Below are 16,496 nucleotides of genomic sequence, written 5' to 3' on the forward strand. Positions count from 1 at the left end.
CATTGTCAATTATCCGTTAAAAGAATGTCTTGCAGTCTCTTTCTTTCTTCTTTTGTCAGACCGATGCCTCTTTGCAGGTAGGTGTCGGTATCTCCATACCTTCGTTCCATTTCTTCGATGGCGGCATTCAGGAAATCCTCGCGTGCCGAGAAGAGGGTGGTGATGGCCTCTTGCGAGCGTGCCGGAAGCTGGTAGGCGTATCGGGAGGCCGCCGGGATGTTGAAGTAGTCGTTGCTGAGGCGGTAGTCTTCCATGATGATGTCTTCGTCCACTCCAAGGGAGGCAAGCACAAGTGCCGATACGATGCCTGTGCGCCCTTTGCCCGACGAGCAATGGATAACGACGGGATAATTGTTCTTGTCCAGCAGAATATCGAAAATCCGGCGGTATTCTTTGGTGTAGTTGCTGATGAGCTCGCGGTTCATCTGCTCCACGATTCGGTAGACAGTATCGCTCTTGATTTTCTGTTCCTGTACACCTTTCAGGATATACTCCATGTCGCCGGTAGGAATGGGGATATGGATCACTTTGAATGCCTGTTGCAAAGGGCTTTGTCTATTCGCTTCGACAGATGAACGCAGGTCGATGATAGTCCTTATGCCTATGTTCTTGAGCTCTTTGCGCGAACACGGTTTCAGTTTATCTATTTCGGCAGAGCGGTACAGCATGCCCCAATGCACTTTCTTTTGGGTGGGATAGGAGGAATAGCCTCCCAGGTCTCGGAAGTTCTGTATGCCGGGGATGTTGATGTTGCGGGTGGCAATCTTTACCCGGTATTTGTCAGCGAATACAAGTGTGTAGTAGTATCGTTGTGTAGGGTCGGTAGTGATGACAGTCATCTTCAGGTCGGAGATGTTGGCGACGGCAACGGGAACATCTTCGGGGATATGGTTGGGATTGGTCGAAGCATATACCTTCACATTTCCTTTGATGAGAGGGGCCATTTCCCATTTTACAATGCAGTTGCCCACGTTGTTTTCTTCGCATACAACGGAAATGTGAGGGGCAGTGCCATTGCAGGAAGGGAGCAGCACTGCCAAAACAAGCAAGTTCAATAAGTTCTTATACATAATTCGTAACCTCTCTGATGTCGTTAATCACAAATATATGTAATTTACCCACAGAAGGTAACAGCAATGCCAAGCTTTTATATTTCTTTTTTGAACTTTAAAAAAACTGCTATAGATTCTTTCGTGCATAGGCAGGTTGGTTTACAATGTTACATCAGCGAACCGGGAGGTGGTAATGGGGGGAGTTTCCCTTGGGGCTTTTGTCTCCATGACAGCATGATGTAATTGAGTTGTTTTCCCACTTCTCCGGGTTTAAAGTGTATTTGTTCTTTCAGTTTTACTTCGATTTCCCTATATACATGCAGTGGTACTCTGGCGTATGGGCTAAAGGTCGTGAAATTGAAATTCACTTCCATTACTTTCCCCGTATCCGGACTGAGTAGCATGGTTATTGTGAACTCACGCTTTCCGAGTTCATCTGCCATGGCTTTGGTAAAAGCTTCGTCCACAATGAAGTCTGCTTGTTTACTCATGGAGCTATTGTATTCAATTACTTTTTTTTCATTCCAGCTACCGATGTATATTTTTCCTGTGGCTTTATATACAATATCTTTGTATGTCAACTTGTTCTCTTTGTTATAAAGAGTCACAAACTGGCTACCGTCATCTACGTCACATTGATACGTATAACCATCTACCTCGAAAGTGGTGGTTTTTTTATAAATGACTGTTCCTTCAAGCGATTCTTCTGTTCTGATAGGTTTATCCTGTGCTACACAAGGGTAGATGTATCCTATAAGCAGTGTAATAAGCAATAGTCTTTTCATTCGTCACAATTTTTAGTTGTTAATTTTGTATGTTGCTTACATTAGCGAACCGGGAGGAGGTAATGGGGGGAGTTTCCCTTGGGGCTTTTGCATCCATGCCAGCATAATGTAGTTGAGTTGTTTTCCTTCCTCTATGGGTTTAAAATGAATTTGTTCTTTCAGTTTTACTTCGATTTCCCTATATACATGTAGTGGCACTTTGGCGTATGGCTCAAAGGTGAAAAAATTGAAATTCACTTCCATTACTTCTCCCGTATTTGGACTGAGCAACATGGTTATCATAAGTTCCGTTTTCCCAATTTCATCTGCCATGGCTTTGGTGAATGCTTGGTCTACTATGAAATCTGCTTGCTGACTCATGAATCTGTCATATTCAATTACATTGCTACTCCAGCTGCCAATATATGTCTTCCCCGTGTCTTTATACACAATCTTTTCGTATGTCAGTTTGTTTTCTTTGTTATAAAGAGTCACAAACTGGCTACCGTCATCTACGTCGCATTGGTACGTATAACCATCTACCTCGAAAGTGGTGGTCTTTTTATAAATGACTGTTCCTTCAAGTGATTCTTCTGTTCTGATAGGTTTGTCCTGTGCTACACAAGGGTAGATGTATCCTATAAGCAGTGTAATAAGCAATAGTCTTTTCATTCGTCACAATTTTTAGTTGTTAATTTTATGTTGGGAAAAATATTGGTGATATCCGAATACTCTTTAAATGGATAATTGTCGTATCCTTCCTGACGGAAAGCATTAACGACATTATTAGATATATAGGTTTCAAAGATATCCAAGAATGAAGTTGTAACATGACCTTGCTGATTTACATATTTAGTCAATGAAGTTGTTGCTCTTAGGCGTTGGCTTTTTGCATATTTATCTTGTTTTTTGTCCGTCCACTCCGCGCTCCTTTGTAAGAACAGGTATTGCGCATAGTGCGCTTCTATCTCTCTGTTCATCATAGAACTTTTGAACGATGATATAGGCTCTTGTGTGGTTTGGAAAACATGGAACATTTCATGCAGAAGGTTGTTTGCTTCCAATTCTTCCAATCCGATGTGCAAGGTATGCTCTTCCCAATTGTAGGAATACCCTTTGCCGAAATCGAATTCCAGATTGATTTTGTTGTTTTTGACTTTCTCTTTCAGTTGGCTGTATAGGTCTCCTCCCAAACAGTCTTCCATGATTCGGGCTGTCATGTTTTCGGTGATTACCCATAAAAGCGAGTCTTGGTCGGCCTCTTTCTTGAATATATTTCCTGCCGGAGTGCCCGATGAAGAGCCGGAACCTCCTGAACTTCCTCCTCCAATCCACACATCGCCGCTTCCTCCTCCTTCACTGTTCCAGTTGCTATTATTTATAAGGGCATCATCTACCCAATAGGAATGACTAACGCAGTTGGTATAGCTGTATTCCAGCTGGTCTTTAGGTCCGGTATATACATCCCAGCATTGGGTGACGGTTATTACCGAACGGGTCTGGGCATGAGGCTTGAATGTGAGTCCTTGCGCATTCTCTTCGCCAAATACCAGATAGCTTAACAAGTCGAATATGAACACTTGGTCGCTTTCTCTTATGAGTTCGTCATCACGCTTCAATGGAAGGAATTTCATCCATCCGTCTTTGATGTGCAACAGCCAGATGGCATCGATGCAGTGTGGCTTGTCAAGGCGGTAGAGGGGAACGAAGATGCAGGTCTCTTCTTCTTCGGTCAATTGGTAGGTGAAGTTCCAGAGAGGAATGCCGTATTTCAACAGGAAAGGAGCGGTGAAATGCTTTTCTTCTTCTACTCTGCGTAATGCGGAAATCACGGCTTTCAGGGTAGAGTCGGTGTAGGCAAAGAAGTTTTCCGGCTTGAATAACGCTTGCCGGGTCAACGGGATGTTGTTTGCCGGGAATCGGGGTTGATAGAAAGATTCTTCTGTTTCGCAAGAGGCGTGCATTCCTAAAAGAACGCACAGTGCAAGGTAGATGTTTTGCCATTTCTGCTTAGGAGGGGTTGGAGAGTGCTGTCTGTTTCCTTTTCTATTCATAGCGCGAATGCTTAAGGTATAAAGAATAGACAAATAAAGCAAAAAAAAAGCAGAAATGAAAGGAAAAACAGGAGAATTTTGTTAATCCGGAAGCTGTCCTACCACAGATTGCATGGATTTTCAGGCCGTGTAATCTGTGGTGAACACCCTTTTGTAAGGGTGCCTATGGTTGGTATTTCCGTGCTTCTGCAAATTCCTTTGAAACGGAGTTATTGAAACTCTTGCATACCTCGGCGGCAAACTCAATGCCGCATTGGATGATTTTGTCCCAAGTGGCCTCGTCCATGGTATCGAGGTCCTCGTAGCGTACATTGTACTTCAGCAGCCCGAAGATGATGCCTGCATTGAAGTTGTCGCCCGCACCGATGGTGCTGACCGCTTCCAACGGAGGAATGGAGTATTCTTTGGAAATTGTGCCGGTACGCAATGAAACCTGCTCCGCGCCGGCCGTGCAGAGGAAGTTGCGGCAGTAGAACTTCACTTTGTCCTTGTATATCTTGTCGGCCTCCTGCAAGCCCCACATATAGAAGAAATCCTCCTGCGAGCCGCGTACAATGTTGGCGTATTCCAGATTCTCGATGATGGTGGGAGCCAGCTTGATGGCCTCCTCTTTATGGGACGAACGGAAATTGGGGTCGTAATAGATGATGGCATGCATGTCGTGCGCGCGTTCCAGCAGTTCCAATACCTTGTCGCGCAATACGGGGTTTAAGGCATAATAAGACCCTATTATAACGATGTCGTCCTCTTGAATCTGCGGATATTCCACGTCCAGGCGTTGTTTGGGATAATCTTTGTAGAAGATGTATTCCGCATCGCTCCGGTTGTTCAGGAAAGCGAGTGATACGGGGGATTTCCCGTCGGGGAAGACATTGACATGGTCTGTGGGAATATTGTTCTCGCGCATGAAGTTGAGGATGATATTGCCCACGTGGTCGTTGCCCGTTTCACTGATAAAGCAGATGGGAACGCCGATACGTCCCAGTGAAACGATGCCGTTGAATACCGAACCGCCCGGAACGGCCGCTGTGGGCTGTCCGCCACGGAATATGATGTCCAGTATGGTTTCTCCTATACCTATTACTTTACGCATAACGATCTTGATTTTTCTCCGAGGTAACCGCCGTGATGGCGTTTGGAGTAGTCTTCAATAGTGAATCCTGTTTCTTTCATGGTCTGTACCACCAAGATGTCGCCGATGACAGTCATGGCGGTGGTCGAAGTCGTAGGCGTCATGCCCAGTACACATACTTCTTGCGGTTTCCCGGTGCTGAGGCATACATTGGATTCGTGTGCCAGGGGGCTGTCGGGGTTTCCGGTGATGACGATAAACTTCAGCTCCGGGTTCAGGTTATGTGCCAGCTGTGTCAGCTCCACGATTTCGCGAGTTTTGCCCGAATTGGAGATAAGTAGCAGCAAGTCGTTCTCCTGAAGAATGCCGAGGTCACCATGCTGTGCTTCGCTGGGGTGCAGAAAAACGGAAGGAATGCCGGTGGAGCAGAAGGTAGTAGCGATGTTCATGGCTATTTGTCCGGCCTTGCCCATACCCGAAGTTACCAGTTTCCCTTTTTTGCGGTGCACTTGTTCTACGATGAGTTCTACAGCTCTTTCATAAGCGTCCGTCACTGGAATGTTCAGTACGGCTTGTGCCTCTTTCTGCAAAAGCTCTTGAATGGATGCAATCATACTTAATGTGCTAATTTGATTAATGTGCTTAAAATTATAGCAATTGCAAATATCTGCAATTTTCTATAAACGGCAATAAGTTTTATTGTATTTTTGTCGCCTCAAATAGTTTGAAACGTCAGAATGAAGAACTTAAAAGAAAATTTACTGCCAACTTTCAATCAATATATCCTGCCCAATGGCATGCGCATCATTCACGAACCCTCAGCCTCCAAAGTGGCTTATTGTGGTTTTGCCGTAGATGCGGGTACGCGCGACGAGCTTGAAAACGAGCAGGGTATGGCGCATTTTGTGGAGCACCTTATATTTAAAGGTACCGCCAAGCGCAAGGCATGGCACATTCTGAACCGCATGGAGAATGTGGGCGGCGACCTCAACGCTTACACCAACAAGGAAGAGACGGTGATTTACTCTGCTTTCCTGACCGAGCATTTCGGCCGTGCCTTCGAACTTCTGGTGGATATTGTATTCCACTCCACCTTTCCGCAACGCGAGATAGAGAAGGAGACAGAGGTGATTATCGACGAGATACAGTCCTACGAAGACAATCCTTCCGAGCTAATCTTCGATGATTTTGAGGACTTGATATTCAGGGGGCATCCCCTGGGACGCAACATTCTTGGCAATCCCGAGCAGTTAAAGCAGTTTCGCAGTGAGGATGCTGCCGCATTCACTGCCCACTTCTACCATCCCAACAATATGGTTTTCTTTGTTCTGGGTAATCTGAGTTTCAAGAAAGTTGTGCTTATGGCAAAAAAACTTCTGGCGGATATACCGGCAACACCGGTGCATTATGGTCGTACTCCGCCTCCCCTCTATGTACCCGAGCATCTTGTAGTGCATAAGGATACTCACCAGGCACATGTCATGATTGGCAGCCGGGGATATAATGCATACGATGACAAGCGCACCGCACTTTACCTGCTGAACAATGTCTTGGGTGGCCCGGGCATGAATAGCCGCCTGAACGTCTCTCTCCGTGAACGTCGTGGGCTGGTCTATAACGTAGAATCCAACTTGACTTCCTATACCGATACGGGAACTTTCTGCATCTACTTCGGTTGCGACCCTGCAGATTTGGACTACTGCACCCGCCTGGTATATAAGGAATTGAAACGCTTGCGTGATGTCCGGATGACTTCCTCGCAGCTTGCGGCCGCCAAGAAGCAGCTTATCGGGCAAATCGGTGTAGCTTCGGATAATAATGAGAACAATGCGCTGGGTATGGGAAAGACTTTCCTGCATTATAATAAATGCGAAACTTCCGAAGCCGTGTTCCATCGCATTGAACAGCTCACTTCGGAAGCTCTGTTAGAGGTGGCGAACGAGATGTTTGCCGAGGACTATCTTTCGACGCTCATTTATCGCTGACCGCTTTTTTTATTTGAAAACCTGCAACATAGGACGTCCTATCCATACTTGTGGCTGTTTCAGCCCGAAGATGTGGGCAATGGTGGAGGCAACGTCATACTGCATCATGCTTTCGTGGAATTCGCCTTCTTTCTTAATGTTCTTTCCGGAGATGATGAAGGGAGTCTGCATTTCCTGCATGGTCTTGCCGCCATGTCCTTTTTCAATGCCTCCGTGGTCGGCAGTAACGACGAAGATTGTTTCTTTCAGCATGCCTGCCTCTGTAACGGCCTGGATGATGCGGCTCACATAACCGTCGAGTTCTTTCAGTTTGGCGTAATATTCAGGAGTATTGTGTCCGGCTTGATGGCCTACATGGTCGGGGTTGTCAAAGCAAATGGCAAGAAGGGTCGGTTGTTTCTCCTTGATATACTTTTCTGCCATACCGCATAAGGCTTCGGGATGTTTGTTGTAGTCGGGCGCTTGCGCATAGTGGCTTAAGGCAAGAGTGTCTACAAGGTATTTGATACCGTCCCATTCATACAGGCAGCCTATTTCCGCTTCCGGCCGGGCATCACGTAGCAGCTGGAAGATGGTAGGAAATATGCCGTGCTGGTTCAGTACGCGTGACGGAAGCTCGGGAGTCTTGGAGCCCCATTGCGTATATCCGTGCAATTCAGGACCTGCCCCCATAAACATGCTTGCCCAGTTGACGGCGCTGGAGGAGGGAAGTACAGTCCGTTTTTCTAATGTATAAGAACCGTCTGCCATCAGTTGCTTGATGTGGGGGATGTCTGCTTTGGGAACACTGTAGCTACCCCAGCCGTCAAGACCGATGAAAACTACGTGTTTTGCTTTTCCCTTGGCATTGCAGGGAACTGAAAAGAGGCATGCCACTGCTAGGGCGATGAATAATGTAAAAGTCAGTTTCTTCATGTTTTCTTTAGTTCTTATTGTTAACATGAAACAAAGTTACGGGAAACGTACCTAGTTTTAGTACGATATCGTACATAATCCGGCCGATTTTATATCGTTTCGTTCTTTTCCAACCGTTGCATGCTGAATTCACAGCCGCAATACTGCTGGTTGTAGAAGTCATACTCTTTCAGCAGTTGGTTGCGCCGCTCCTGGAGCCCGCCTTTCCGCCAATTCTGTTCCCAGAAGAGGGTATCCGGATAGAGCGCGGCGGCACGGCGTCCGGCTTCATTGATTTGCTCCAGGCTTTTCCAGCGCGAAGAGGCGAGGGTAGTGGTGAATACGGAGAAACCATGCTCGGAGGCGTAGCGGGCTGTCTCTGTCAGGCGCAGTGTGAAGCACTTTAGGCATCGGCTGCCACGTTCCGGCTCGTTTTCCAGTCCTTTTATAGTGTGCAGCCAGTGTGCATAGTCGTAGTCCGCGTCGATGAAATCGAGGTTTTTGGAGGTTACGAAGCGGATAGCCTCCTCTTTCCTTATCTCATATTCCGCCTGCGGATAGATGTTGGGATTGCAGTAGAATACGGTGGGGCGTATGCCGTTCTCCAGCATGCACTCGATGATGGCAGAGGAGCAAGGTGCGCAGCACGAATGCAGCAGCACCTTGTCTTCACCGTTGGGTGTCTGAACTTTCAACATTATACTTTCAGTTTAATCTTGCCTTTCACCAGCAGGCCGGTCAGCCCCACAATGACAAGCGAGAACATGAGGGACTTGAGCAGCCCCGGTACACCGCTTCCCAATGCCTCGGGATAGTGCAGATGCAGCAGTTGCTGGACAGCATACCAGATGTAAGGGATAATATAGCAGGTCAGCGTTGCCGTACCTGCAGGTTTGATGATATCGAACCAGTTGGTTTTGCCTTTCACGTCCGTCAGCCAGTAGAAGAAACCGAACAGCGGGAAGAACATGGCGAGGCAATAGAACAGCCATGTCGGTGTGGCTTGTATTTTGGATATAATCCAGAACGGGTGTGAGACGAGGGCAAGGACAAGCATTCCTACGCCGAGGGCACAAAGCATGCCGATGAATCGTCCCGGCCGTTCCCGGTCGGCATAGCGCTGCATGAGCAGGGAGGTCAATACGCCGGACATACCGAAGGCATGCAGTGTCCAGTCACTCGGGATAAAGGGAAGCAGGATAATCCGGCTGCCGTACTCTCCCGGTATCAGGTCTGAATGGCTGATTACGGCAAGCAATACGACCACGAACCAGGCAATGGCATTCTTCCGCAGGCTTTCCCGGGTGAACAGATAGATGCCTGCACATACCGCATACGTCCAGCCGATAAGTCCGAGGATGCCCCACCAGCTTATCTGGAACGGTTTCCCGTTCATGTCCTTGTAGATGACGAGGAAGGCGAGCAGCAGCACGCCTGCTGTTTTCATTGCGGTGAAAAGGGTCTTTTTCGTTCCTTCCGCTTTGGGATATACCCCCCAGGTGAGGAAGAAGCCGATGACCATCAAGATGGAAAACCATTGATGTGAGAGGCCGCCTTCGATGCCTCCGCTGTTCAGTGAAAACAGTCCCATGGCAATCAGTGCCACTGTCCGCCAGAAGATATGGGCCACGACTTGCAGGGTGTTGTCTCCCTTTTTGTACCGGTTTTGTATGGCAAAGGATACGGACATGCCCATGCAGAAAAGGAAAGCAGGGAAGATGGTGTCGGAGAATCCCATCATGTCTTCGTCCATCCTGGCATGCATCAGCCAGTGGGGCACGTTTTTCAGTCCGGGAATGTCGTTGACAAAGAGCATGAGGAACATGGTGAGTGCGCGGAATACGTCTACCGCGGCAATCCGTTGGAGTGTTAAGCTTTTCATGATAGATAATTTGTTTGGGGGTTTTGAACGCAAATATAGGAAACTATTCTTTCCGATGCTACTGCTTTGCAGGATTTCTTGCTATATTTGCATGAACTTTATGGTCATGGAAAGGAGATTGTTCATTTTTTGTTTTCTTGCCGTCGTGGTATGGCAAAGTGTGGCTTTGGCTGCCGGCACGCCCTCTTTTACTGCGCTGACGTCCTCTTTGGATGAGGCTATCGAGGCGCACCGGCACTATGTCGCCGTGCGTGAAGGACGCATTGCCCGGCTGAAGCGCCAAGTGTTGGATACCGATACCGCCAATATCTCTTTTTTTCGATGGAATGGGGAAATTTATAAGGAGTATAAGGCATATATCTGCGATTCGGCCATCCATTATCTTCGTGTCAATCTGGATTGGGCAGAGCGCTATGGCCGGCAGGATGCAGCACTCGAAACAAGGCTGGAGCTTGCCCACTTGATGGCTTCGGCAGGCATGTACGAGGAAGCCGCCGAACTCTTGAGGCAGACGGACAAAGCCTCCCTTCCCTCCCATCTGCTGCCGGACTATTACAATGCCTGTCATAAACTTTACACAGAACTGAGTTTCTATACGCTGGACGATTCTTTCAAGAAGCATTATCAGGCTTTGGCTACCCATTATGACGATTCTTTGATGCAGGTACTTCTGCCTTCATCCCCCCTCTATCTGGAACGAAGAGAGACGCGGGAGGCCGCTGCAGGCCATCCGGACGAAGCCTTGAGCATCAATGATACGCGTCTGGCACATGCCAAGCCCAATACTCCCGAATATGCGCTGGTGACCTATCAGCGCTCATTGCTCTACCGCCGGCTCGGGAACCGGGAGGAGGAGAAGCGCTATCTGGCTTTGTCTGCACTGACCGATATTCGCCTGAGCATCACAGACCATGCCTCACTCTGGAACCTGGCGGAACTTCTTTATGAGGAAGGGGATATGGAGCATGCCTACCGTTACATCCGTTTCTCGTGGGACGAAACCAACCGATACAACGCCCGTAGCCGCAGCCTCCAGACTGCCGGCATCCTTTCACTGATAGACCTCACTTATCAGGCCATGCGTGAGAAGCAGAATGACCGGCTCCGGCTGTACCTCTGGCTCATCAGCGCTTTGATTGTGCTGTTGGTGGTGGCAGTGGGCTTTATCTACCGGCAGATGCAGCGACTCTCTGCCGCACGGAACAAGCTGGAGCATGCCAACGAGCAACTGCAACTCTCAAACAACATCAAGGAGGAGTATGTGGGCCGTTTCATGAATCTCTGCTCCGTTTATATCAACCGGCTGGATACCTACCGGCGGATGGTCAACAAGAAAATCTCTGCCGGGCAGATGGAAGAGCTGCTGAAGATGGTGCGTTCCCGCGAGGTGCTGGACGCCGGACTGAAGGAACTCTATGATAACTTTGATACTGCCTTCCTGCACCTTTTCCCCGATTTTGTCGATGAATTCAATGACTTGCTGCAGCCCGAAGAACGCATCGTGCTCCGTAAAGGCGAGTTGCTGAATACGGAACTCCGCATTTTCGCCCTGATTCGTCTGGGCATCGACGACAGTTCGCAGATTGCAGAATTCCTCCGTTATTCCGTAAACACCATCTATAATTACCGTGCCAAGGTGAAGAACAAGGCCCGCATTTCGCGCGAGGACTTCGAGATGCGGCTGATGCAGATACGCTGACAATACGTCAAACTGGCTTTTTGAATCCACTTTCTGCCTTTCTCTTCTTCTGATTATATTTCTGATTATTAGTTGTTTGTTTGTTCATGCTTCTTCACTCCTTCCACCTATTCCCGATTCGCCGGTACGAGGTGTTCTTATCTTTCCTAACTTTGGGGAAGCAAAAGCGAATATCGCAACTAATACTATAACCAAAATTATTGCCATGAAACATTTATTAGCGACAAGCATTTCCATCGCCTTGCTGTCTTTGGGCCTTGCGGGATGCGGTGAGAAACAAGCGACAAAAGAAGTAACTTCGGATGCATTCGTAACCATTCAGGGTCAGGACTTGATAAAGCCCGACGGTACCAAACTCTTCATCATGGGTACCAACCTGGGCAACTGGCTGAATCCGGAAGGATACATGTTCAAGTTCAACAAGACCAATTCCGGCCGTTTCATCAATGAGATGTTCTGCCAGTTGGTGGGACCGGACTTTACGGCCGACTTCTGGAAAGCATTCAAGGACAATTATGTAACGCGCGAGGACATCCGCTTCATCAAGGAGCAGGGTGCCAACACCATCCGCCTGCCTTTCCACTACAAGCTGTTTACCGACGAGGACTATATGGGGCTGACTGCCGACCAAGACGGCTTTGCCCGCGTGGACAGCCTGGTAGAGTGGTGCCGCGAATCGGACTTGTACCTCATCCTCGACATGCACGACGCTCCCGGCGGACAGACGGGCGACAATATCGACGACAGCTACGGCTATCCCTGGCTGTTCGACAGCGAAGTCAGCCAGCAACTCTACTGTGACATTTGGCGCCGGATAGCCGACCGCTACAAGAACGAACCGGTCATCCTCGGTTACGAACTCTTCAACGAGCCCATTGCCCCTTACTTCGAGAACATGGAGGAACTCAACGGCAAGCTGGAAGATGTATATAAGAAAGGTGTAGCCGCCATCCGCGAGGTGGACAGCAACCACATCATTCTGCTGGGCGGTGCGCAATGGAACGGTAATTTCAAGCCTTTCAAGGACTCCAAGTTCGACGACAAGATAATGTACACTTGCCACCGTTACGGAGGCGAACCTACCCAAGCTGCCATCCAGACGATTATCAACTTCCGCGACAGTGTGAACCTGCCCATGTACATGGGTGAGATAGGCCACAATACGGACGAATGGCAGGCCGCTTTCTGCCAGACGATGCGCGAGAACAACATCGGCTATACCTTCTGGCCCTACAAGAAGATGGACGGTTCTTCTTTCGTCGGCATCACTCCGCCGGAGAACTGGGCAAACATCGTGTATTTCTCCGAAGCACCGCGTGCCACGTACAAGGAAATCCGTGAGGCACGTCCCGCGCAGGCCATGTCCCGCAAGGCGATGATGGACTTTATCGAGGCATGCAAACTGAAGAATTGTGTGGTTCAGGAGGGTTATATCCGGTCATTGGGAATGAAGTAGCGGGTGCTGCCTCGCTGCAAACAGTACGTATCAAGTCCCAGAGGATGAGATGCCGGGACTTAGCATGAAAGAGGTAGGGACTGAGCTGTACACACCATAGGACTGAGCACCCAAAACATCCGGATGTTTTAGGGCAAAACATGGGGATGTATTGGGATAAAACATCCGGGTGTTTTGGGGTAAAACATGGGGATGTTTTGGACAACAACATCCCCATGTTATGGATACTCACTATACGGGTGTAAGGACTTCAGTTCCTATGTAGGTAGGGCTAAGTCATATTCCCTTATATGTTGGGGATTATCAATGGTACGGACTGATTATGATTGCTTACTTATATAACAACTTAATTATACAACAATGAAAAAAGTATTATTCGGTTTGGTTCTGGCTGCTGTCGCGCTGCCTCTTTCGGCCCAGCAGAAGCCCGTCTATCTGGACGCAAGCAAACCTATTGAAGAAAGAGTGGAAGACGCCTTGAGCCGTCTGACCCTGGAAGAGAAAGTGAAGTTGACTCATGCGCAAAGCAAGTTCAGCAGTGCGGGTGTGCCCCGTCTGGGCATTCCCGATGTATGGACGGACGACGGCCCCCACGGCATACGTCCCGATGTGTTGTGGGACGAGTGGGAACAAGCCGGATGCACCAACGACTCCTGCGTGGCTTTCCCTGCCCTGACCTGTCTGGCGGCAACCTGGAACCCCGAAATGTCTCTCCTTTACGGACAGAGCATCGGTGAAGAGGCACGCTACCGCAACAAGTCCGTCCTGCTGGGCCCTGGTGTCAATATCTACCGCACACCGCTCAACGGACGCAACTTCGAGTATATGGGTGAGGACCCTTATCTGGCCGGAAAGATGGTGTCGCCCTATATCCGGGGCGTGCAGCAGAACGGCGTGGCTGCCTGCGTGAAACACTTCGCCTTGAACAACCACGAAGTGAACCGCCACACCACCAACGTCATCGTGGACGACCGTGCTCTTTATGAAATCTATCTGCCTGCTTTCAAGATGGCCGTGCAGGAAGGCGGAGCGTGGAGCATCATGGGTGCCTACAACCTATACAAAGGCCAACATCTTTGTCACAACCAATACACATTGAACGATATATTGAAGGGCGAATGGGGATTCGACGGCGTAGTCATTTCCGACTGGGGCGGCACGCACGATACCCGGCAAGCCATCACCAACGGGCTGGATATGGAATTCGGCAGTTGGACCAACGGGCTCTCGAACGGTGCCAGCAACGCATACGATAACTATTATCTGGCAAATCCCTATCTGAACCTCATCCGCGAAGGTAAGGTAGGTACCACGGAACTGGACGACAAGGTACGCCGCATTCTGCGCCTTATCTTCCGTACGGTGATGAACCCCGACCGTCCGTGGGGAAGCATGCTCTCTCCGGAACATTACGAGGCTGCCCGCCGCATCGGTGAGGAGGGCATCGTACTGTTGCAGAACAAGGGCAATGTGCTCCCGATAGACTTGAACCGGGCTAAAAAGATTCTTGTAGTGGGCGAGAATGCCATCAAGATGATGACCGTAGGCGGTGGTAGTTCTTCCCTGAAGGTACAGCGCGAACTCTCTCCGTTGGACGGCATCAAGCAGCGTGTGGCCGGCAAGGCCGAGGTGGTCTATGCCCGTGGCTACGTGGGCGATGCAAGCGGTGAATACAACGGGGTGGTGACCGGACAGAATCTGAAGGATGACCGTACTCCCGAAGAGCTGATAGCCGAAGCCGTGAAAGAGGCCCGGGATGCCGATTATGTCATCTTCATCGGTGGCCTGAACAAGAGTAACGGCCAGGACTGCGAGGACTCCGACCGTGAGGGTCTGGGCTTGTCCTACGGTCAGGATGCCGTTATCTCCGCACTGGCCGGGGCGAACAAGAATCTGATTGTCGTCAACATCTCCGGCAACGCCATTGCCATGCCGTGGGTGAACGAGGTGCCTGCCATCGTGCAGGACTGGTATCTGGGTTCCGAAGCCGGCAGCTCCCTTGCCGCCATCCTCATGGGCGATGTCAATCCCAGCGGCAAGCTTCCCTTCACCTTCCCCGTGAAGCTGGAGGACTGTCCGGCTCACAGCCTGGGCGAATATACCGGCAAACGGAGCAAGGACATCATCGACATCAAGTATAATGAAAGCATCTTCGTGGGCTACCGTTGGGCCGATAAGCAGAAGAAGGTGAAACCGTTGTTCCCCTTCGGCCACGGTTTGAGCTATACCACTTTCGAATATGGCAAGCCGACGGCCGACAGCAAGACCATGCAGGCCGACGGTACGCTGACCGTGAAGGTTTCTGTAAAGAATACCGGAGCGCGCGAAGGGCAGGAAGTTGTCCAACTGTACATCAGTGACAAGAAGTCCTCTCTGCCTCGTCCCGTCAAGGAACTGAAAGGTTTCCAAAAGGTGAAACTGGCTCCGGGCGAAACAAAGGAAGTCACATTTACCATTGATAAGGAGGCTCTTAGCTTCTTCGATGACACCCAGCACGCTTGGGTGGCCGAGCCGGGCAAGTTCGAGGCTGTCATAGCAGCTTCGGCAGCCGATGTGAAGGGAACGGTTCCTTTTGAATTGAAATGATGTAGGAAAATAAAGTTTCCTTTTAGGTTATTATCAAAGATAGTGTAGATGGAGGGTGTGGCCGTGAGGTTGCACCCTTTCTTTGTACTCTTTACAAGCCAATATGTTTTCTTATATTTCTGAGTTTCTTCGGGTTGGCTAAGGAAGATGCAGATATGCTGGATGTTTAGAGTCAAAGCAGTGATGTTTTGTAGTAATGGGTGAGTTTTTACCGCCGTGTTTGGGCAGATCTTCATCTTTTATATTTATTTTTGCAGAAATCAATGTTTAATAAAAACTATCATGAAGAAGTATTTAGCAGAAATGATCGGGACAATGGTTCTTGTCCTGATGGGATGTGGTAGTGCTGTCTTTGCCGGAAGTGCGGCGGGGGCGGTTAGTGCAGGTGTCGGAACGCTGGGAGTGGCTTTTGCTTTCGGCTTGTCCGTTGTGGCGATGGCATACGCTATCGGAGGAATCTCGGGCTGTCATATTAATCCTGCCATTACCCTGGGCGTTCTGTTGTCCGGCAGGATGAGCGGGAAAGATGCAGCCATGTATATGGTGTTTTAGGTTATCGGGGCGGTTATCGGTTCTGCCATTCTTTATGCATTGGTGTCTACGGGCGCTCATGGTGGTCCTACGGCTACCGGTTCCAATGGGTTTGCTGACGGAATGATGTTGCAGGCATTCATTGCAGAGGCTGTGTTCACGTTTATCTTTGTGCTGGTTGTGTTAGGTTCTACTGATTCCGAGAAGGGGGCGGGTAATCTTGCAGGATTGGCCATTGGTCTTACGTTGGTATTAGTGCACATTGTTTGTATTCCTGTTACGGGAACTTCTGTCAATCCTGCCCGTAGCATCGGTCCGGCACTGTTCCAGGGTGGCGAGGCTCTCTCTCAGTTGTGGCTGTTCATTGTAGCTCCGTTTGTGGGTGCTGCGCTGAGTGCCGTTGTATGGAAAGTGCTTGCTGCAAAAGAAGGTAAATAAATGTCGGCAGACAGTGCCTTAAGAAGAGGCGGCTGATGGCAGAAAACTTATAAAGGGAAGCCCTCCGTCCGAAACTTCAAAGT

General features: G+C 49.2%; 13 protein-coding genes and 1 pseudogene. 5 read left to right on the forward strand and 9 right to left on the reverse strand.

Annotation, left to right across the window (positions count from 1 at the left end; genetic code table 11):
• Window positions 1-5: 5 nt before the first annotated feature.
• The 6 genes from DW039_RS04505 to DW039_RS04530 form a co-directional block, all read right to left on the reverse strand.
• Window positions 6-1,070, reverse strand: a complete 1,065-nt coding sequence (locus tag DW039_RS04505) for a tyrosine-protein phosphatase (RefSeq protein WP_022401897.1) — start codon at window positions 1,068-1,070, stop codon at window positions 6-8.
• 149 nt (window positions 1,071-1,219) lie between these two features.
• Window positions 1,220-1,837 (reverse strand): DUF5043 domain-containing protein, encoded by a 618-nt coding sequence (locus tag DW039_RS04510; protein WP_005826097.1) that lies wholly within the window; start codon window positions 1,835-1,837, stop codon window positions 1,220-1,222.
• A gap of 36 nt (window positions 1,838-1,873) precedes the next feature.
• Window positions 1,874-2,488, reverse strand: coding sequence for a DUF5043 domain-containing protein (locus DW039_RS04515; protein WP_005826095.1), 615 nt, complete (start codon window positions 2,486-2,488; stop codon window positions 1,874-1,876).
• The gene (locus DW039_RS04520) at window positions 2,485-3,870 is read right to left on the reverse strand and encodes a hypothetical protein (RefSeq protein ID WP_120381740.1); all 1,386 of its coding nucleotides are present in this window, start codon (window positions 3,868-3,870) and stop codon (window positions 2,485-2,487) included. Before DW039_RS04520 ends, DW039_RS04515 begins: the two co-directional genes overlap by 4 nt.
• 163 nt (window positions 3,871-4,033) lie before the next feature.
• Window positions 4,034-4,963, reverse strand: a complete 930-nt coding sequence (locus DW039_RS04525; protein WP_044468247.1) for a carbohydrate kinase — start codon at window positions 4,961-4,963, stop codon at window positions 4,034-4,036.
• The gene (locus DW039_RS04530) at window positions 4,951-5,556 is read right to left on the reverse strand and encodes an SIS domain-containing protein (protein WP_022401895.1); all 606 of its coding nucleotides are present in this window, start codon (window positions 5,554-5,556) and stop codon (window positions 4,951-4,953) included. Before DW039_RS04530 ends, DW039_RS04525 begins: the two co-directional genes overlap by 13 nt.
• Window positions 5,557-5,679: 123 nt before the next feature.
• Here DW039_RS04530 and DW039_RS04535 point away from each other — a divergent pair, with 123 nt between their 5' ends.
• Window positions 5,680-6,927 (forward strand): pitrilysin family protein, encoded by a 1,248-nt coding sequence (locus DW039_RS04535; protein ID WP_022401894.1) that lies wholly within the window; start codon window positions 5,680-5,682, stop codon window positions 6,925-6,927.
• A 9-nt stretch (window positions 6,928-6,936) separates the two neighbouring features.
• Here DW039_RS04535 and DW039_RS04540 read toward each other — a convergent pair whose 3' ends face one another.
• From DW039_RS04540 to DW039_RS04550, 3 genes are all read right to left on the reverse strand, one after another.
• Window positions 6,937-7,842, reverse strand: coding sequence for an alkaline phosphatase (locus tag DW039_RS04540; protein ID WP_044468248.1), 906 nt, complete (start codon window positions 7,840-7,842; stop codon window positions 6,937-6,939).
• 89 nt (window positions 7,843-7,931) lie between these two features.
• Window positions 7,932-8,519: an epoxyqueuosine reductase QueH gene (locus tag DW039_RS04545; RefSeq protein ID WP_008662117.1), complete on the reverse strand. Its 588-nt coding sequence runs from the start codon at window positions 8,517-8,519 to the stop codon at window positions 7,932-7,934.
• Window positions 8,519-9,703, reverse strand: coding sequence for a DUF5009 domain-containing protein (locus tag DW039_RS04550; RefSeq protein WP_057281865.1), 1,185 nt, complete (start codon window positions 9,701-9,703; stop codon window positions 8,519-8,521). Before DW039_RS04550 ends, DW039_RS04545 begins: the two co-directional genes overlap by 1 nt.
• A 106-nt stretch (window positions 9,704-9,809) precedes the next feature.
• On the opposite strand from DW039_RS04550, the gene DW039_RS04555 reads away from it, so the two are divergent.
• From DW039_RS04555 to DW039_RS04570, 4 genes and pseudogenes are all read left to right on the forward strand, one after another.
• Window positions 9,810-11,402 carry a DUF6377 domain-containing protein gene (locus DW039_RS04555; RefSeq protein WP_227224156.1) on the forward strand — a complete coding sequence of 531 codons (1,593 nt, stop codon included), beginning with the start codon at window positions 9,810-9,812 and terminating at the stop codon, window positions 11,400-11,402.
• Between the two features lie 205 nt (window positions 11,403-11,607).
• Complete coding sequence (locus tag DW039_RS04560) at window positions 11,608-12,858, forward strand: glycoside hydrolase family 5 protein (protein ID WP_009037434.1); 1,251 nt, start codon at window positions 11,608-11,610, stop codon at window positions 12,856-12,858.
• Between the two features lie 360 nt (window positions 12,859-13,218).
• Window positions 13,219-15,444: a glycoside hydrolase family 3 C-terminal domain-containing protein gene (locus tag DW039_RS04565; protein WP_044468250.1), complete on the forward strand. Its 2,226-nt coding sequence runs from the start codon at window positions 13,219-13,221 to the stop codon at window positions 15,442-15,444.
• 282 nt (window positions 15,445-15,726) lie between these two features.
• Window positions 15,727-16,413 (forward strand): annotated as a pseudogene (locus DW039_RS04570) (MIP family channel protein).
• Window positions 16,414-16,496 lie beyond the last annotated feature (83 nt).

Source organism: Bacteroides sp. AF39-16AC, assembly GCF_003602735.1.
In the GTDB taxonomy this organism is placed as follows: Bacteria; Bacteroidota; Bacteroidia; order Bacteroidales; family Bacteroidaceae; genus Bacteroides; species Bacteroides uniformis.